Genomic DNA, 17,105 nt, shown 5'->3' with positions numbered 1-17,105 from the left:
ATGCAACGGCAGATAGAACGTCTCCTGCCACAACTCGGCATGATCGGCATCCCACAACCCGAACAAGCCACCCTCAGCCACACCGGGCACACCCCACGTCGACACATCGAACAGCTCAAAGTCCGACGCAACGCCACCATCACCGACACCGAAGAAATCCCAGAACGCATCCAGCCCGAAATCATCGGCCTGCGCACTCGGCGCCGCCACCACCGGAGCCACCCCAAACGCCAAAAACGCCGCCACCGAACTCGACGCGCCCACCACGCGACGCCGCACCGAACCCCGACCCGACGAACGTACCAATTTGCTAGACACTCGCCGACCCATGGAAGAACCTCTCAACAGTTTCTACTAAGAATTCCTGAAGGTTCGAATTATGGCCAGGCGTCCACTGATGGACAACTTAGGGACCATAAACTGTGATGAATATCATGTTGATATGTGCATTTCACTCCCGGCTGGAATGACGAAAGCGACTGTTGCAACGGCGTTTTGAGACCACCGTCACACTGCTGCGACGCCCGTCACATTCAGCAGTCGGCATTATTCACAGCAAGTCGGCTGGGCGTATAAGTATTTTTACCGACCCTCCTTTATATACCTAGACCTGAGTGCGCATTAGAGGACAGCGTGCGTATCGGGATCACCTTTAATTTCGGTTTGCTGGAATCGCCATGCCCGGCAGCCGCAACACGTCAAAGGAACGGGCCCGCGCCCCGCTCGCGCCCGCATGACCATGGCCATGAAGAGCCGCCGCCGCTGCTCGGTGCTTCGCTCGGAAGGTCGCGATCAGGTGGACCGCTGCGGGGCGAAGATCAAACCGTCCGGCGCGCAGCGGGCAAGCGCAGCCCGTCCCGACCACTGTCCGGCACTGCGCCTCCGACAACATCGGCAAAAGTTCTCAAAAGTGGCCAATGGCGCACTCGCGGAAGTACCGGTAGAAATACCTACATGGTCGGGAACCAAGACGTATCGCCGCGCTCCATCCTGGACAGCAGGGCCAGCCGCTCGCATGACCATTGCGGCTGGTAGGGACGGTACATCTTGTCGAACGCGAGCGAGGCGGGTTTCGCGCCTGCCGTAGCGCGGACGGTCCTGGTGGTAGACGCCGGGGATCCCCGGCCACAGTGGCAGCCCGGTACGGAGTCGTTGTCGACCGCCGCGCTCTCGTGGCTGGAGCGCACGCTGGCCGAGGTGGTGGCCGGCCACCGCGGTATCCGCCTGACGGAGCAGGACCGCCGAGACAGGTTCGCCGCCGGGTTCGCGGACACCGGTGCCGCGGTGGCGTGCGCTATAGCGCTGCAGCGCACGCCTTCGGCACCCATCCAGCCGCGAATCGCAGTGCACGCCGACGAGGTGCCGCCGGTCGAACCGGATGCGTACCCGAGATCCCTGGTGAACCGCGCCGCGCGGCTATGCGACCTGGCCCATGCCGGTCAGACGGTGTTGTCGGAGACGGCCCGGGAGTTGGTGGGTGATCGGCTTCCCTTGGAGGCGTGGCTGCATGATCTGGGTGTTCATCGGCTTCCCGGCCGACCGTATCCGGAGCGCGTGAGCCAACTCTGCCACCGCGACCTCGTCACCGATTTTCCGCCCCTTTTAACGGGAAAACCGGTGGCCGAGCCGCATTTTCCGACGCCGCTGACCAGTTTCGTCGGACGCGATGCGGAACTGACCGAGCTCCGGCGGCTCGTTGACGGCAACCGGCTTGTGACGTTGACCGGCACCGGTGGAGTCGGCAAGACACGGCTGGCGCTGCAACTGGCCGATGAGGTGGCCGGCAGGTACCGCGACGGGGCATGGTGTGTAGATCTGTCGCCGATCACTGATCCCGAACTGATTCCCGAGCGAGTAGCGAAAACGCTGGGCCTGCCTGATCGACCCGACCGCTCCCCACTCGACACTCTGGTGTCCTTGATCGCAGGCCGGCAATTGCTGATGGTGCTCGACAATTGTGAGCACCTCCTGGACGCGTGCGCACGGCTGATCGCCACGCTATTGGCCGCCAGCGCGGAGCTGACAATCGTGGCGACAAGTCGGGAACCCATTGGCGTGGCCGGCGAGGTGACCTGGACGACCCCCTCGCTCTCGCCGGCCGACGAGGCTGTCGACTTGTTCCGTCAGCGCGCTCGGCTGGTTCGGCCGGGTTTCACCGGCACCACCGACGATGCCGCCTTGGTAGCCGAGATCTGCCAGCGGCTGGATGGGGTGCCGTTGGCCATCGAGCTTGCCGCGACACGCGCCCGAGCGTTGTCGCTGACCGAGATCGCCGACGGGCTAGGCGAACGCTTCCAACTGTTGACCGGTGGCGCGCGCACTGCGGTGCCGCGCCAACAGACGCTGAGAGCGTCGGAGGACTGGTCGCACGATTTGTTGAGCGAATCCGAACGCGTGGTGTTTCGCCGATTGGCGCCGTTTCGGGGCGGGTTCGACCTTGACGCCGCCCACGCTGTCGCCGGCAGCACTGACCTGCCGCGTGGACACATCGTCGACAAACTCACGCAGCTGGTGGATAAATCGCTGGTGATAGCCGACAGCACCGGAGAATCGACGCGGTTCCGGCTGCTGCAGACTGTGCAGCAGTACGCCCTGGAGAAGCTGGAGCAGGCCGGGGAAGCTGAGGCCATCCGGGCGCGCCACCGTGACCACTACACAGCACTGTTCGACGCCGGGGTGACCGCCGGGTACGGATGGCACATTGCGCAGGCCGAACTCGAGATCGACAACCTCAGGGCCGCCTTCAACTGGAGTCGTGAACATGGCGACATCGAGCTGGCCGCACATCTCGCCTCGTCGTTGTTCCCGCTGTGGATCCATAGTCAGACCTTGGAGGGCCTGGCGTGGTTCGATGCCGTTCTCACCACGCCCGCCTCGATGGCACCTGCCGCGCGCGCCCGCGCTCTCGCCGACAAGGCCATCTTCGAGGCGTTGACCGGCGACTACGGCCATGCCGATCAAGCTGAGGAGGCAGTCGCCATCGCGCGGCGTCTCGATGACCCGGCCCTGCTCGCCTGGTCGCTGGCAGCCTGCGGTTTCACCTCGAGCTACAGCCCTGAGCTGGCCCTGCCCTACTTCGAGCAGGCCATCGCACTGTCTCCCGCCCTCGACGACGATTGGCGGCTGGCGCAGATATATGGCGTACAGGCCTATTCCGCCTTCGTCGCCGGGGACCTGGCCACCACGCGCGTGGCCGCGGAGAAAGGGCAGCGCCTCGCCGACGCGGTCGGCGACTGGTCGGTTTCGCGCCTGTGCCGGCTCTGCTTGGGATTGACACACCTTCATCGGGGCGAACTCACCATGGCCGTCGAGAAGACCCGGAGCGTGGCTGTCGAGGCCGAGGCAGCAGGCGATCCGCTGTTCAGCACCCAGAGTCTGGCCGTCCTGGCCGAGGCCCTTGCGTGCCAAGGGGATACCCGAGGTGCCCGGGCCGCAGCGGACGCGTGCGTCGAGGCTGCCACGGACCTCATCGACTTCCACCGTGCCGTCAGCTTCGGGACGGTGGCGGACGTGTCGCTGGCCGCCGGTGATGTGTCCGGTGCGGTCGGCGCCGGTGCCGCAGCGTTTGACACGTGCGCACTGCCGCAACTGCTGGCAATAACCGGCAATCCGGTCGCCAGGGCCGCGTTGGCGTCCGGCGACCTGGTCACGGCGCGCCACCTGGCCGACGAGGCGCTTGCCGTGGGTTCCGGATTCCAGCGGGTACTGCTACTGGAGATACGTGCCCGGGTAGCGATGGCCGAGGGGAAACTCAAGCAGGCCGAGGAAGACGCGCGTCACGCGTTGGCGATCGCCGCGGAAACCGGGGGATACCTGGCCGTCCCCGAACTAATCGAGTCGCTAGCAGCAGTGAACTGCGCTGCGGGCCAACACCCTCGCGCAGCACGGCTTTTCGGCCTGGCGGCCAGTGCCCGAGATATCGTCGGCACGGCCCGCTCCAAGGTGTACGACGCCGAATACACCGACGCACTCAACACTCTACGAGAAGCAATGCGGCAGGACGACTTTGAGCGTCATTGGGACCAGGGAACTGCATCGTCGATCGCTGAGGCCATCGCCTACGCGTCCAGCACCGAAGGCAGGCGTAAACGCCCGTCGCGTGGTTGGGCTTCGCTGACTCCGGCCGAACACAACGTGATCCGGCTCGTCAGTGCTGGACTCCGCGACAAGGACATCGCCTCGAAACTGAGCATCTCGCCGCGAACCGTGCACTCCCACCTGAACCACATCTATACCAAGCTCGGTATCTCTTCCCGCGTGCAACTCGTCCAGGAAGCGGCAAGGCATATCTGAGCCCGACGACGTTGCCCCGCGACGTATCAGGCGAAGCGTGCGAGTGCGGCGAACAAGACCGGTCGTCGCAGCGGCACCTCACTGTCCGACGACTCAGGCCCCGTACACCGGCACCGGCGTGCGCGCCTGGGCCAGCAGGTCGCTGACGACCGGGCCCAATTCGGCCGGATCCCAGCGCGCACCCTTGTCGATCTGCGGACCGTGCGCCCAGCCCTCGGCGACGCGGATCTTGCCGCCCTCGACCTCGAAGACCTTGCCGGTCACGTCCTTGGATTCCACGCTGCCCAGCCACACCACCAGCGGGCTGACGTTCTCCGGCGCCATCGCGTCGAACGCCTGGTCCTGCGTCGCCATCATGTCGGCGAACACCGTCTCGGTCATCCGGGTGCGCGCTGACGGGGCGATGGCGTTGACGGTCACGCCGTAGCGGCCCATCTCGGCCGCGGCGACCAGCGTCAGCGCGGCAATACCGGCCTTGGAAGCGCTGTAGGTAGCCTGCCCGACACTGCCCTGCAGACCGGCACCCGAACTGGTGTTGATGATGCGGGCGTCCACGGTCTCGCCGGCCTTGGACTGCGCCCGCCAGTAGGCGGCGGCATGCTTCATGGTGGCGAAGTGGCCCTTGAGGTGCACCGCCGTGACGGCGTCGAATTCCTCTTCGGTGGCATTGGCGAACATCCGGTCCCGCACAATCCCGGCATTGTTGACCAGCACATCCAACCCGCCGAAGTGCTCGACCGCGGTCTGGATCAGCGCTGCGGCCTGATCCCAGTCGGCAACATTGGAACCGTTGGCGACGGCTTCCCCACCGGCCGCGACGATCTCGTCGACCACGCCCTGGGCGGCACTACCGCCACCGGCCGGCGAGCCGTCCAGGCCCACACCGATGTCGTTGACCACCACCCGGGCGCCCTCGGCGGCGAAGGCCAGCGCATGCGCCCGCCCGATTCCGCCGCCCGCTCCGGTGACGATGACCACGCGGCCGTCGAGAAGTCCCATGTGTGCTCTCTCCTTTATTTGTTGGCGCTCGAAGCGTCGAGGTAGGCGGGCGCCTCGCCGCCGCCGTGGGCTTCCAGGGTGGCGCCGCTGATGTAGCACGCGGCCTCAGAAGACAAGAAGGCCGCCGCCCAGCCGACGTCGGCCGGCTTGGCGAGCCGGCCCAGCGGCACGGTGGCGCCGACGGCAGCCACCGACTCGGCGTCGCCGTAAAACAGCTCGGACTGCTCGGTCTCGACCATGCCGACCACCACCGAGTTCACCCGCACCTTGGGGGCCCACTCGACGGCCAGGGTGGCGGTCAGGTTGTCCACGCCGGCCTTGGCCGCGCTGTAGGCCGCCGAGCCCGGCGACGGCCGATGACCACTCACGCTGGTGATGTTGACGATCGACCCGCCGCTGTCCTGGGTCTGCATGACGGCGTTGGCATGCTGGGCAACCTGCAGCGGCGCCAGCAGGTTGAGCTCGATGATCTTGCGGCTGAAGTTGGCCGAGGCCTCGGCGGCCAACGCATGCGGTGACCCGCCGGCGTTGTTGACCACCACGTCAAGCCGGCCGTGCTTGGCGACCACCGTCTCGATCAGGCTCTTGACCGCGTCGTCGTCGCGGACGTCGCAGGAGTGGAACTCGTACGGCAGGCCGTCCCCGGGCCGGCGCGCACAGGTCACCACCGTGGCGCCCTGGTCGGCGAAGACGGCGCTGATACCCGCGCCGACACCGCGGACACCACCGGTCACCAGCACCACTTTTCCGGTCAATCCGAAATAGAGGGAACCGGACTTGAGATCAGACACTGTGCTAGCGTACCAAGCAAGTGCTTGCTTAGGTAGCTCAGGTGGTTCACGCCCCCCGAATCGACAGGGAAAGCCAGGAACAGCAGATGCCGATCACATCCATGACCGTTGAACCCGGGATCGTCGCGGTCACCGTCGACTATCCGCCGGTCAATGCGCTGCCCTCGCGGGCCTGGTTCGAGCTGGGCGACGTCATCACCGCCGCAGGCAACGACATGGCCACCCATGCGGTGATCCTGCGGGCCGAGGGGCGCGGCTTCAACGCCGGCGTGGACATCAAGGAGATGCAGAACACCGAGGGCTTCACCGCGCTGATCGACGCCAACCGGGGCTGCTTCGCCGCCTTCAAGGCCGTCTACGAGTGCGCGGTACCGGTGATCGCCGCCGTCAACGGCTTCTGCGTCGGCGGCGGCATCGGACTGGTCGGCAACGCCGACGTGATCGTGGCCTCCGACGACGCCAAGTTCGGCCTGCCGGAGGTGGAGCGTGGCGCACTGGGCGCGGCCACCCACCTGTCCCGGCTGGTGCCGCAGCACATGATGCGCCGGTTGTTCTACACCGCGGCCACCGTGGATGCCGCCACCTTGCACCAGTACGGCTCGGTGCACGAGGTGGTGCCCCGCGCCGAGCTCGATGAGGCCGCACTGCGGGTGGCCCGCGACATCGCAGCTAAAGACACCCGGGTGATCCGGGCGGCCAAGGAGGCTCTCAACCTCATCGATGTGCAGAAGGTCAACAGCAGCTACCGGATGGAGCAGGGCTTCACCTTCGAACTCAACCTCGCCGGGGTGGCCGACGAGCACCGCGACGCCTTCGCCGGCACCGAGAAGGGGAAGAAGTGACGACCAAGCTGACCACTCTGGACGACGCCGTCGCCGAGTTGCGCGACGGCATGACGATCGGCATCGGCGGCTGGGGTTCGCGCCGCAAGCCGATGGCATTCGTCCGCGCCATACTGCGCACCGGAGTCAAAGACCTGACCGTGGTGACCTACGGCGGCCCGGACCTGGGCCTGCTGTGCTCGGCCGGCAAGGTGCGCCGGGCCTATTACGGGTTCGTCTCGCTGGACTCGCCGCCGTTCTACGATCCCTGGTTCGCGCGTGCCCGCACCACCGGCGCGATCGAGGCCCGCGAGATGGACGAGGGCATGCTGCGGTGCGGGCTGCAGGCCGCCGCCCAGCGTCTGCCGTTCCTCCCGACCCGGGCCGGCCTGGGCAGCTCGGTGATCGACTTCTGGGAAGGGGAGCTCAAGACCGTCACCAGCCCGTACCCGACTGACGGTGCCCACGAGACGTTGGTCGCGATGCCGGCGTTGAACCTCGACGCCGCGTTCGTGCACATGAACCTCGGCGATGAGCGTGGCAACGCCGCCTACACCGGCATCGACCCCTACTTCGACGACCTGTTCTTGATGTCGGCGCAGCGCCGCTTCCTGTCGGTGGAGAAGATCGTGCCCACCGAGGAGCTGATCGCCACCACGTCGCCGCAGACCCAGATCATCAACCGGATGATGGTCGACAACGTCGTGGAAGCACCCGGTGGTGCCCACTTCACCATCGGCGCAGCAGATTACGGCCGCGACGAGAAGTTCCAGCGGCATTACGCCGAAGCCGCGAGGTCCGACGAGACCTGGGCGGAGTTCAAGGCCACCTACCTGTCCGGTAGCGAAGAGGACTACCAGGCGGCGGTCAAGAAGTTCGGAGCGGAGGCCCAAGCATGACCGACTCACCCACCCGCGCCGAGATCTGCGCCATCGCCTGCGCCGAGTTGTTCCGGGACGCCGGCGAGATCATGGCCAGCCCGATGGCCACGGTGCCCTCAGTGGGCGCCCGGCTCGCCCGGCTCACCTTCTCCCCCGACCTGGTGATCACCGACGGTGAGGCCCGCATCCTCGCCGACACCCCGGCGATCGGGAAGGTCGGACCCCTGGAGGGCTGGATGCCGTTCAACCGCGTCTTCGAAACCCTGTCGTGGGGCCGTCGGCATGTGATCATGGGCGCCAACCAGATCGACCGGTACGGCAACCAGAACTTGTCGGCGTTCGGCCCGCTGCAGCACCCCACCCGGCAGATGTTCGGGGTCCGCGGCGCGCCCGGCAACACCATCAACCACACCACCAGCTACTGGGTGGGTGCGCACTCGCCGCGGGTGTTCTGCGAGAGCGTCGACATCGTGTCCGGCATCGGCTACGACAAGGTGGATCCCGCCAACCCGGCGTTCCGGTTCTTCAACCTGGGCGGCGTGGTGACCAACCTCGGGGTGTTCGACTTCGGCGGCCCTTCGCACCAGATGCGTGCGGTCTCGCTGCACCCGGGCGTCACCGCCGATGAGGTCGCCGACAACACCTCGTTCGAGGTGCACGGGCTGGCCGATGCGCCGGCGACCCGGCTGCCGGAGGTCGAGGAGCTGCGGCTGATCCGCGAGGTTATCGACCCGAAGTCGCTGCGGGATAAAGAAGTACGGGCATGAGCCGCCTCAAGACCCCGCTGACCGAGCTGGTCGGCATCGAACACCCGGTGGTGCAAACCGGGATGGGCTGGGTGGCCGGCGCCCGACTGGTCTCGGCGACCGCCAATGCCGGCGGCCTGGGCATCCTGGCCTCGGCGACCATGACCATCGACGAGCTGGCCACCGCGATCGCCAAGGTGAAGTCGGCGACCGACAAGCCGTTCGGGGTCAACATCCGCGCCGACGGCGCCGACGCCGGCGACCGGGTGGACCTGATGATCCGCGAGGGCGTCAAGGTGGCGTCGTTCGCGCTGGCCCCCAAGGCCGAGCTGATCGCGAAGCTCAAAGAGGCGGGTGCGGTGGTGATCCCGTCGGTCGGTGCGGCCAAGCACGCCAAGAAGGTGGCCTCCTGGGGTGCCGACGCGGTGATCGTGCAGGGCGGCGAGGGCGGTGGCCACACCGGTCCGGTGGCCACCACCCTGCTGCTGCCATCGGTGCTCGACGCCGTTGCCGGCACCGGAGTGCAGGTGATCGCCGCCGGCGGGTTCTTCGACGGTCGCGGCCTGGCCGCCGCACTGTCCTATGGCGCGACGGGCGTCGCGATGGGCACCCGGTTCCTGCTGACCAGCGACTCCACCGTTCCGGACGCGGTCAAGCAGCGCTACCTGGCCGCCGATCTGGGCGGCACCGTGGTCTCCACCCGCGTCGACGGCATGCCGCACCGGGTGCTGCGCACCGAGCTGGTGAACAAGCTCGAAAGCGGTTCGCGGGCGCGCGGTTTCAGCGCTGCCATTCGCAACGCGGCGAAGTTCAAGAAGATGTCGGGCATGAGCTGGCCGACCATGGTCAAAGACGGGCTGGCCATGCGGCACGGCAAGGAACTCACCTGGTCGCAGGTGCTGATGGCCGCCAACACCCCGATGCTGCTCAAAGCCGGTCTGGTGGAAGGCAACACCGAGGCGGGCGTGCTGGCCTCGGGTCAGGTGGCCGGCATCCTCGACAGCCTGCCGTCGTGCGCGGAGCTGATCGAGGGCATCGTGGCCGAGGCGGTCGAGCACCTGCGCAGCGCCAACTCCTTCGTCGTCTAACCCCGAGCGCCAATCTCACGACGCGGCACGCCGTGGCGGCGTCGGGAGATTGGCGCTCGCGCGGGCTGGCGATCCGGCCGCGCACATCGCGTCCCGCACCCGGCCGATCAGCGTCGCCTCCCGATACCGCAGCAGCTCCGCGCTGACCCGGATGATCACCCAGCCCGCATCGGCCAGCGCCACCTGCCGGTCGATATCATGTTGGCGCTGTTGCGGATCAGTCCAGTGCTGCTGACCGTCGTATTCGATGCCGACCTTCATGTCCCGGTAGCCCATATCGATCCGGGCCACGAATTCCCCGTATTCGCCGCACACCACGATCTGGGTCTCCGGCCGCGGCAGGCCGGCGTCGATCAACACCAATCGCGTCCGCGTCTCCTGTGGCGACTCCGCTCCGCGGTCGACGAGCGGCAGCACCCGGCGAAGCCGGTTCAGGTTCCGCGCCCCACGATGCGCGACGATGACGGCCTCGACTTCGGCAACCCCGACGCCGGTGGCGTTCGCCAGTGCGTCAAGCCGCTGGAGAGCCCGCAGCCGTGACGACGTACGCCGCCCGATGTCGAAAGCGGTGCGCGCCGGGGAGGTGACCGCCATCCCGTCGACGTTCGTCACCTCGCCCGGCTTCAGGGTGTCGCGGTGCACGATGAGCTTCTGCGGGGGCATGCGGCTGCCGTACACCAGCTCGGCGTCCAGCGCGCCGCTAACCCACTTCGCGCCCAGCAGTGCCGCGGCCGAGTCACCCGCGATCACGCCGCGGCGGCGTGACCACAGCCACGCCGCCTCCGCCCGCTGCCGGGCGGTCAGCTCGACGCCCCAGGGCACATAGACCCCCGGATAGACCGGCTCGTAGAGCGCCCGCATCGCCCGCTCGGGGATGGCCTTGGCAGCCAGTGCTTCCTGCCCCAGGAATGGCCATCCCAATTCGTCCACAGCCTGAAAGCCTGCCCGCGGATGCCGATTCGCGCCGACACCCATCCACAAGCCCGCCGAGCGCCAATCTCACGACGCGACACGCCGTGGCGGCGTCGGGAGATTGGCGCTCGGCACGAGGATCAGACCTCGGCCACCATCAGGGTGTGGCCGGTCGGGTCGCGGAACCAGAACAGCGGCGGCACCGGATCACCCATCCGGGACACCTGCTCGTCGACATCGACCCCGAGCTCTTTCATGGCTGCCAGCGTGGCGTCGATGTCGTCGGTGGTCAGCGTGATGCCGGTGACGGCCGGCTCAACCGGACCGCTCCCCGGCGGCGGCGGCGCCAGCGCGATGCCGGCGATACCTGTCGGCGGGTAAACCTCGATCCATCGGTAACCATCGTCCATCTCGATGTCGGTGCGCTTCTCGAAGCCCAGCGACTCATAGAACGCAACGGCCTTGTCCTGATCAGGCGTCGGGACACACACCAGGTTGATCGTCTTCAGGCCGGTCGTGATCGTGCTCATCTTTCTCCTTCTCGGTTGGGGGACTACGACTCGGGGCCGTATAGCTGGGCGATCTCCGGAGAGCTCGCCCAGCGGCCGTAGGTGGGGCCCTGCGGCCAGCCGGAGGGCGAGTCCTGCCACTCCTCCTGACGCCCATAGGGCAACAAGTCGATCAATGGGAACGTGTGACTGAGCTGTTCGACACCACGTCCGGCGGTGTGCCAGGTTCGGTAGACCGTATCTCCTTGCCGCAGAAAGACGTTGACGGCGAATCCACCGCCCGGCGGAGCATCGACATCCGCCCCGAACCCACTGCCGGCGCTGCTGTACCAGTCCATCTGGTTGCCGACTCGGTGCTTGTACTCGATCGCTTCGTCGATGGGACCCTGCGTGACGATGACGAAGCGCGCGTCATAAGCCGACAGAAACTCCAGCCGGGTGAACTGCGCGGTGTACCCCGTACATCCGGGGCATTGCCACTCCTGTCCGGGTGACCACATGTGGTGGTAGACGATCAGCTGACTCTTGTTGTCGAACATCTCCGGCAGGCGAACCGGGCCGTTCTCGCCTTCGAGCACGTAGTTGCCCATCGCGACCATCGGCAACCGGCGGCGCTGCGCGGCGATGGCGTCGAGTTCCCGGGTGGCCGCCTTCTCCCGGACTCGCAGGGCGTCGAGTTCCCGCTGCCAGGCCGACCGGTCCACGACGGGCGGCAACCCCAAGGTCGTAGTCACGAGAACTCCTCCCGATGTCATGTGTACGGCGTCTACATTGGTATGTTGACACCGTACACTTCGATACGAGGGAGCTGTCAAGAGGTGACTGCGACGAAGACCGGTTACCACCACGGCGATCTGTGCGCGGCACTGATCGACGCCGGCCTGCAGCTCACCCGCACCGGCGGTCCGGATGCCCTGACCATCCGGGCGGCGACACGCCGCGCCGGGGTCTCACCCAACGCCGCCTACCGTCACTTCGCCGACCGTGAGGCGCTGTTGACCGCGGTGGCGACGGCCATCCACGACAAGATGGCCGCGCGCATGCTCAAACCGGTAAGCCGGCGCGGTTCAGCGCAGACCCGAGCCCGTGATCAGCTGCGCGCAGTCGGTCTCGGCTACATCGAGTTCGCGTTGAACGAACCCGGGTGGTTCGCGGTGGCGTTCTTCGGCGGTTCAGCGAGCCTCGACGCAGGAGAGGCGAAGCTGGGACCGCCGCATCAACACCGCGGTTCAGCGAGCCTCGACGCAGGAGAGGCGAAGCTGGGACCGCCGCATCAACACCGCGGTTCAGCGAGCCTCGACGCAGGAGAGGCGAAGCTGGAACCGCCGCATCAACACCGCGGTTCAGCGAGCCTCGACGCAGGAGAGGCGAAGCTGGAACCCGGTTCCGACCTCAGCGCGATCGGCGATGACCGGGTCCCGCCGCCGCTTCGCGCGCTGGTCGATGCCCTCGACGCGATGGTCGAAGCCGGTGTGCTGCAACCGGAACAACGCGCGGGAGCGGAGTGGCCGTGCTGGTCGGCCGTACACGGATTCGCCGAACTGGCGCTGCGCGGGCCGCTGCGCGGCACCAGTCGCGGCGAACTCGATGCCCTGGCACGACGAACGGTCGGCGACATCATCTCCGGGCTGGTGCGCTGACCGGCTACCTCACCCGGCCCGGCTCGGTCGGGCCGGACCGGCATAGTGGATTCCGTGTCCGACCGCGAGCACGAACGAGGTCAGATCGTTCGCCAACTCGTCGATCGACCGCGGCGGCTCGGTGGCATGCAAGAAGTCGGCGATCAACTCGAAGACCCCCCCGACGGTGGCGACGGCCATCGCCCGGTAGTCGGCGTTGTCGTCGGGCGGTGCCTTGCTGCGCCAGAACGCCTCGATGAAGGCCGCTGCCCACCTGCGGTTCTCCTGCCGTCGGGACTCCACCTGCGGCGAGATACCGGTGCACTCCCGAAACGCCACCACTGCCACTCGCGGGTCGTCGACCAGCACGTGCGCAAACGTGGTGGCAACCCGGCGCACCGTCAGCTCTCCTGGCTCGTCGGGGGCGCTGCGCCCCAGCTCTGCCTCTACCTCCCCCTTGAGCCGGTCGCCGATCTGGTTGAGCAGCGCCAGGAAGCAGTCTTCTTTGCTGTCGAACAGTTCATAGAACGCCTTGTTGCCGACATATGCCGTCTGGCAGATCTGTTCGATCGACGTGTTGACATAGCCGTCCCGCGCGAACAGGTCGAATGCCGCGGTCAGGAGTTGGTCGCGGCGCTGCGCGCGACGCTGCTCGGCGTCCAACCCACGGATCCGGCGCCCGCCCGGCACGGGGGTCGTCATTGCTCCCATGCTGCAGAAGTTTAGCTGTCCAGCCGCTCGATGATGGTGACGTTTGCCGTACCGCCGCCCTCACACATGGTTTGCAACCCGTACCGGCCGCCGGTCCGCTCCAGCTCGTGCAGCATCGTGGTGAACAGTTTGGCCCCGGTGGCCCCCAGCGGATGCCCGAGCGCGATCGCCCCGCCATTGGGGTTGACCTTGGCCGGGTCGATCGGGAACTCCTTCATCCAGGCCTGCACCACCGGAGCAAACGCCTCGTTGATCTCCACGACGTCGATGTCGTCGATGCTCAGGCCGGTCTTCTCCAGCGCGTAGCGAGTGGCCGGAATCGGGCCGGTCAGCATGATCACCGGGTCGTCACCACGGGCACTGATGTGGTGGATGCGGGCGCGGGGCTTCAGGCCGTGCGTCTGCACGGCGCTTTCGGAGGCGAGCAGCACCGCGGCCGACCCGTCACAGATCTGGCTGGAGACCGCGGCGGTCAGCCGGCCGCCCTCGACCAGTGGCTTGAGGCCGGCCATCTTCTCCAAGGTGGACTCGCGCGGGCACTCGTCCACCCGGAAACCGTCGACATCGATGATCTCGTTGTCGAAGCGACCCTCGGCGATCGCGGTGAACGCACGCTGGTGGCTCTGCAATGCGAAACGCTCCATGTCCTCGCGGGAGATGTCCCAGCGCTCGGCGATCATCTCTGCACCGCGGAACTGGGAGACTTCTTCGTCGCCGTAGCGCTCCAGCCACTTCTTCGACTCGTTGGTCGGCGAGGTGAAGCCGAACTGCTCGCCGACGATCATTGCCGACGAGATCGGGATCCAGCTCATGTTCTGCACGCCGCCGGCCACGATCAGGTCCGCGGTGCGAGACATGATCGCCTGCGCGCCGAAGGAGATGGCCTGCTGGGACGAACCGCACTGCCGGTCGACGGTGACCCCGGGCACCCCTTCGGGGAAGCCGGCCGCCAGCCACGCCAGCCGGCCGATATTGCCGGCCTGGCCGCCGATGGCGTCCACGCAGCCGGTGATCACATCGTCGACAGCAGCCGGGTCGACACCGACCCGGTCCAGCAGGCCGCTAAACGCCAACGCGCCCAAGTCGATCGGGTGGATACCGGCCAGCGATCCGTTGCGCTTGCCGACGGCGGTGCGAACGGCGTCGATGACGTACGCCTCAGAGACTTGTGCGGCCATTTCAGACTCCTTCTTTGGTGATGCCACCCAGGACGATGGCGAGGTATTGTCTGCCGACTTGTTCGGCGGTCAGTGGGCCACCGGGCTGGTACCAGCGCACCGATACCCAGGTGGTGTCTCGGATGAAACGGTAGACCAGGTCGACGTCGAGGTCGGGCCGGAAACAACCTGCTTCGACGCCCTGCTGCAGCACGTCGATCCACATCTTGCGCTGCTGGCGATTGCGCTCATCGACGTAGCCGAAGCGCTCCTGCGACGACAGCCGCTTGGCTTCGTCCTGGTAGATGACGACCTGGGCGTGCCGGTGCTCGATCGCATCGAACGACGCCAGGAACAACCCTTTGAAGCGTTCCATCGGGTCGGATTCGGTGTCGATGATCTGCTGGTAGCGCTCGAACAGCCAATCGAGGAAGTCGCGCAGCACCTCGTCGACCATCTCCTCCTTGGAGGAGAAGTGGTGATACAGACTCCCCGACAGGATCCCGGCGGCGTCGGCGATGTCGCGCACCGTGGTCGCGCGCAGCCCACGCTCGGCGATCATCGCCGCAGCCAGGTTCAGGAGTTCGTCACGGCGCGTCATCATCACGGGTGCTGACTGGAAACCGAGATGACTTCGCCCGTCAGGTAACTGGAGTAGTCGCTGGCCAAGAATGCGATCGTGGTGGCGATCTCCCACGGCTCGGCGGCCCGGCCGAAGGCCTCGCCCTCGGCGAGCCGGTCGAGCAGCTCCGCGGAGCTGGTCTTCTCCAGGAACTTGTGTCGGGCGATCGACGGCGACACGGCGTTGATCCGGACCCCGTACTCGACCGCCTCGATGGCGCTGCACCGGGTCAGGGCCATGACACCGGCCTTGGCGGCGGCGTAGTGCGACTGGGAATGCTGCGCGCGCCAGCCCAGCACGCTGGCGTTGTTGACGATCACGCCGCCGTGTTCGACGTCGCGGAAGTAGCGCAACGCGGCCCGGGTGGCCCGCATCACCGAGTTCAAAGTCACGTTCAGCACCCGGTCCCACTCATCGTCGGTCATGTCGATCACCGGCGTCTGGCCGCCCAGGCCGGCGTTGTTGACCAGCACGTCGAGCCGGCCCATCCTGGCCACGGCGGTCTCGAACAGTTCGTCGACCGCAGCGGTGGAGGTGACGTCGCAGACCACCGCCTCCACCCGGCCCAGCCCGAGAGCGGCCAATTCCTCGCGGGTTTCGGAAAGCCGGCGTTCGTGGTAGTCGGAGACCACGACGTCGGCACCCTCGACCAGCGCACGCCGGGCGGTGGTGGAACCGATACCGGTACCGGCGGCCGCGGTCACCAGCACCGTCTTGCCCGCCAATAGGCCGTGTCCGGCGATCTCGTCCGGCGCCTTGGACAGATCTTTGGCCGAGCTCATCCCTTTGCCTCCCGGGGTAGGCCGAGAACCCGCTCGGCGATGATGTTGCGCTGAATCTCGTTCGACCCGCCGTAGATGGTGTCTGAGCGGGTGAACAAGTAGAGCCGCTGCCACTCGTCGAACTCGCCGTCGGCGAGCACCATCGAGTCGCGACCGATCACGTCCATGGCAAGCTCGCCCAGGTCGCGATGCCAGTTGGCCCACAGCAACTTTGAGACGTTGTCCTGGCCGGGTTGCTCCACGTCCATGGTGGCCATCGCATACGACCGCATCGACCGCAAGCCGACCCACGACCGGGTCAGCCGCTCGCGGATCAGCGGGTCTTCGGCGGCGCCGTTGCGCGTGGCGAGCTCTGCGAGCGCGGAAAGCTCACGCGCGTAACGGATCTGCTGTCCCAATGTCGAGACGCCGCGCTCGAAGGTGAGCGTGCCCATCGCCACTTTCCAGCCGTCGCCGGGCTCACCCACCACCAGGTCGGCATCAGTGACCGCGTTGTCGAAGAACACCTCGTTGAACTCCGAGGTGCCGGTCAGCTGCACGATCGGGCGGATCTCGACACCGGGCTGATCCAGTGGCACCAGCAGATACGACAGCCCGTTGTGACGTTTGGAGCCCTTCTCGGTACGGGCGACCACGAAGCACCATTGCGACAGGTGCGCCAGCGAGGTCCACACCTTCTGGCCATTGATAAGCCACTGCTCACCCTCGAGCACCGCGGTGGTGGCGACATTGGCCAGGTCAGACCCGGCGCCCGGCTCGGAGTAGCCCTGGCACCACAACTCGGTGACGTTGCGGATGCCGGGCAGGAAGCGCTGCTGTTGTTCGGGGGTGCCGAAGGCGATCAGCGTCGGACCCAGCAACTCCTCGCCGAGGTGGTTGACCTTGTCGGGCGCGTCGGCGCGGGCGTATTCCTCGTAGAACGCCACCCGGTGCGCCACCGACAGGCCGCGGCCGCCGTGTTCGATCGGCCAGCCCAGGCAGGTCAGCCCGGCGTCGGCGAGGTGGCGGTTCCACGCCATCCGCTCCTCGAAGGCCTCGTGTTCGCGTCCGGGACCGCCGAGGCCCTTGAGCTTGGCGAACTCTCCGACCAGGTTGTCGGACAGCCATGCGCGGACCTCAGCCCGGAACTCCTCGACTGCTTGCACCCTTGTAGGCTAACCTACCAAGCACTTGC

General features: G+C 67.0%; 17 protein-coding genes. 6 read left to right on the top strand and 11 right to left on the bottom strand.

All coding sequences use genetic code 11. The features are described from left to right. On the bottom strand, positions 1-318 hold a 318-nt coding region (locus tag DQP56_RS07075), incomplete at its 3' end, for a hypothetical protein (protein WP_133258895.1). Positions 319-1,491: 1,173 nt separating this feature from the next. Between DQP56_RS07075 and DQP56_RS07070 the strand changes: the two genes are divergently transcribed. Continuing rightward, on the top strand, positions 1,492-4,293 hold the full coding sequence (locus DQP56_RS07070; RefSeq protein ID WP_205868813.1) for a helix-turn-helix transcriptional regulator: 2,802 nt from the start codon (positions 1,492-1,494) through the stop codon (positions 4,291-4,293). A gap of 93 nt (positions 4,294-4,386) precedes the next feature. Here DQP56_RS07070 and DQP56_RS07065 read toward each other — a convergent pair whose 3' ends face one another. Continuing rightward, on the bottom strand, positions 4,387-5,292 hold the full coding sequence (locus DQP56_RS07065) for an SDR family oxidoreductase (protein ID WP_112684250.1): 906 nt from the start codon (positions 5,290-5,292) through the stop codon (positions 4,387-4,389). Positions 5,293-5,306: 14 nt separating this feature from the next. After that, positions 5,307-6,083: an SDR family oxidoreductase gene (locus DQP56_RS07060; RefSeq protein ID WP_112684249.1), complete on the bottom strand. Its 777-nt coding sequence runs from the start codon at positions 6,081-6,083 to the stop codon at positions 5,307-5,309. A gap of 86 nt (positions 6,084-6,169) precedes the next feature. Here DQP56_RS07060 and echA20 point away from each other — a divergent pair, with 86 nt between their 5' ends. Genes echA20 through ipdC form a run of 4 tightly spaced genes read left to right on the top strand, consistent with a single transcriptional unit; the run spans position 6,170 to position 9,619 of the window. Beyond that, entirely contained in the window at positions 6,170-6,925 is a 756-nt protein-coding gene (gene echA20, locus DQP56_RS07055; protein ID WP_112684248.1) for a (7aS)-7a-methyl-1,5-dioxo-2,3,5,6,7,7a-hexahydro-1H-indene-carboxyl-CoA hydrolase, read from the top strand. Next, complete coding sequence (ipdA, locus tag DQP56_RS07050) at positions 6,922-7,803, top strand: cholesterol ring-cleaving hydrolase subunit IpdA (protein ID WP_112684247.1); 882 nt, start codon at positions 6,922-6,924, stop codon at positions 7,801-7,803. The genes echA20 and ipdA overlap by 4 nt, the downstream gene beginning before the upstream one ends. After that, entirely contained in the window at positions 7,800-8,552 is a 753-nt protein-coding gene (gene ipdB / locus DQP56_RS07045; RefSeq protein ID WP_112684246.1) for a cholesterol ring-cleaving hydrolase subunit IpdB, read from the top strand. The genes ipdA and ipdB overlap by 4 nt, the downstream gene beginning before the upstream one ends. Continuing rightward, entirely contained in the window at positions 8,549-9,619 is a 1,071-nt protein-coding gene (gene ipdC, locus DQP56_RS07040; protein ID WP_112684245.1) for a (3aS,4S,5R,7aS)-5-hydroxy-7a-methyl-1-oxo-octahydro-1H-indene-4-carboxyl-CoA dehydrogenase, read from the top strand. Before ipdB ends, ipdC begins: the two co-directional genes overlap by 4 nt. A 15-nt stretch (positions 9,620-9,634) precedes the next feature. Here ipdC and DQP56_RS07035 read toward each other — a convergent pair whose 3' ends face one another. The 3 genes from DQP56_RS07035 to DQP56_RS07025 all read right to left on the bottom strand — a co-directional run bounded on the left by DQP56_RS07035 (position 9,635) and on the right by DQP56_RS07025 (position 11,795). Further along, positions 9,635-10,549 (bottom strand): endonuclease domain-containing protein, encoded by a 915-nt coding sequence (locus DQP56_RS07035; RefSeq protein ID WP_112684244.1) that lies wholly within the window; start codon positions 10,547-10,549, stop codon positions 9,635-9,637. Positions 10,550-10,671: 122 nt separating this feature from the next. Next, a complete protein-coding gene (locus DQP56_RS07030; RefSeq protein WP_112684243.1) occupies positions 10,672-11,061 on the bottom strand; it encodes a VOC family protein in 390 nt (129 codons plus the stop codon). A 23-nt stretch (positions 11,062-11,084) separates the two neighbouring features. Continuing rightward, a complete protein-coding gene (locus DQP56_RS07025; RefSeq protein WP_112684242.1) occupies positions 11,085-11,795 on the bottom strand; it encodes a DUF899 domain-containing protein in 711 nt (236 codons plus the stop codon). 63 nt (positions 11,796-11,858) lie between these two features. Between DQP56_RS07025 and DQP56_RS25175 the strand changes: the two genes are divergently transcribed. Further along, entirely contained in the window at positions 11,859-12,680 is an 822-nt protein-coding gene (locus DQP56_RS25175) for a TetR/AcrR family transcriptional regulator (protein ID WP_234825537.1), read from the top strand. Between the two features lie 9 nt (positions 12,681-12,689). On the opposite strand, the gene DQP56_RS07010 is transcribed toward DQP56_RS25175, so the two are convergent. From DQP56_RS07010 to ipdE1, 5 genes are read right to left on the bottom strand one after another with little or no spacing between them, the layout of a single operon-like run. Further along, the gene (locus DQP56_RS07010) at positions 12,690-13,361 is read right to left on the bottom strand and encodes a TetR/AcrR family transcriptional regulator (protein WP_234825536.1); all 672 of its coding nucleotides are present in this window, start codon (positions 13,359-13,361) and stop codon (positions 12,690-12,692) included. Positions 13,362-13,381: 20 nt separating this feature from the next. Next, the gene (gene fadA6, locus DQP56_RS07005) at positions 13,382-14,548 is read right to left on the bottom strand and encodes a steroid 3-ketoacyl-CoA thiolase FadA6 (protein ID WP_112684240.1); all 1,167 of its coding nucleotides are present in this window, start codon (positions 14,546-14,548) and stop codon (positions 13,382-13,384) included. Between the two features lies 1 nt (position 14,549). Continuing rightward, complete coding sequence (gene kstR2, locus DQP56_RS07000) at positions 14,550-15,128, bottom strand: TetR family transcriptional regulator KstR2 (protein WP_112684252.1); 579 nt, start codon at positions 15,126-15,128, stop codon at positions 14,550-14,552. 2 nt (positions 15,129-15,130) lie between these two features. Further along, positions 15,131-15,931 carry a (5R,7aS)-5-hydroxy-7a-methyl-1-oxo-2,3,5,6,7,7a-hexahydro-1H-indene-carboxyl-CoA reductase gene (ipdF, locus tag DQP56_RS06995; protein ID WP_112684239.1) on the bottom strand — a complete coding sequence of 267 codons (801 nt, stop codon included), beginning with the start codon at positions 15,929-15,931 and terminating at the stop codon, positions 15,131-15,133. Next, complete coding sequence (gene ipdE1 / locus DQP56_RS06990) at positions 15,928-17,076, bottom strand: acyl-CoA dehydrogenase IpdE1 (protein ID WP_112684238.1); 1,149 nt, start codon at positions 17,074-17,076, stop codon at positions 15,928-15,930. Before ipdE1 ends, ipdF begins: the two co-directional genes overlap by 4 nt. Between the last annotated feature and the right edge of the window lie 29 nt (positions 17,077-17,105).

Origin of the sequence: Mycolicibacter senuensis (genome assembly GCF_003284925.1) — a bacterium.
In the GTDB taxonomy this organism is placed as follows: Bacteria; Actinomycetota; Actinomycetes; order Mycobacteriales; family Mycobacteriaceae; genus Mycobacterium; species Mycobacterium algericum_A.
Note: the sequence above shows the minus strand (reverse complement) of the source record. Positions and strands in the feature narration are given on the sequence as shown.

Bases quoted from the DNA above. Each gene is read 5' to 3' on its own strand.
- echA20 (WP_112684248.1), top strand. From the start codon at position 6,170: ATGCCGATCACATCCATGACCGTTGAACCCGGGATCGTCGCGGTCACC.
- kstR2 (WP_112684252.1), bottom strand. From the start codon at position 15,128: ATGACGCGCCGTGACGAACTCCTGAACCTGGCTGCGGCGATGATCGCC.
- DQP56_RS07030 (WP_112684243.1), bottom strand. From the start codon at position 11,061: ATGAGCACGATCACGACCGGCCTGAAGACGATCAACCTGGTGTGTGTC.
- ipdF (WP_112684239.1), bottom strand. From the start codon at position 15,931: ATGAGCTCGGCCAAAGATCTGTCCAAGGCGCCGGACGAGATCGCCGGA.
- ipdC (WP_112684245.1), top strand. From the start codon at position 8,549: ATGAGCCGCCTCAAGACCCCGCTGACCGAGCTGGTCGGCATCGAACAC.
- DQP56_RS07010 (WP_234825536.1), bottom strand. From the start codon at position 13,361: ATGACGACCCCCGTGCCGGGCGGGCGCCGGATCCGTGGGTTGGACGCC.
- DQP56_RS07065 (WP_112684250.1), bottom strand. From the start codon at position 5,292: ATGGGACTTCTCGACGGCCGCGTGGTCATCGTCACCGGAGCGGGCGGC.
- fadA6 (WP_112684240.1), bottom strand. From the start codon at position 14,548: ATGGCCGCACAAGTCTCTGAGGCGTACGTCATCGACGCCGTTCGCACC.
- ipdB (WP_112684246.1), top strand. From the start codon at position 7,800: ATGACCGACTCACCCACCCGCGCCGAGATCTGCGCCATCGCCTGCGCC.
- DQP56_RS07025 (WP_112684242.1), bottom strand. From the start codon at position 11,795: ATGACATCGGGAGGAGTTCTCGTGACTACGACCTTGGGGTTGCCGCCC.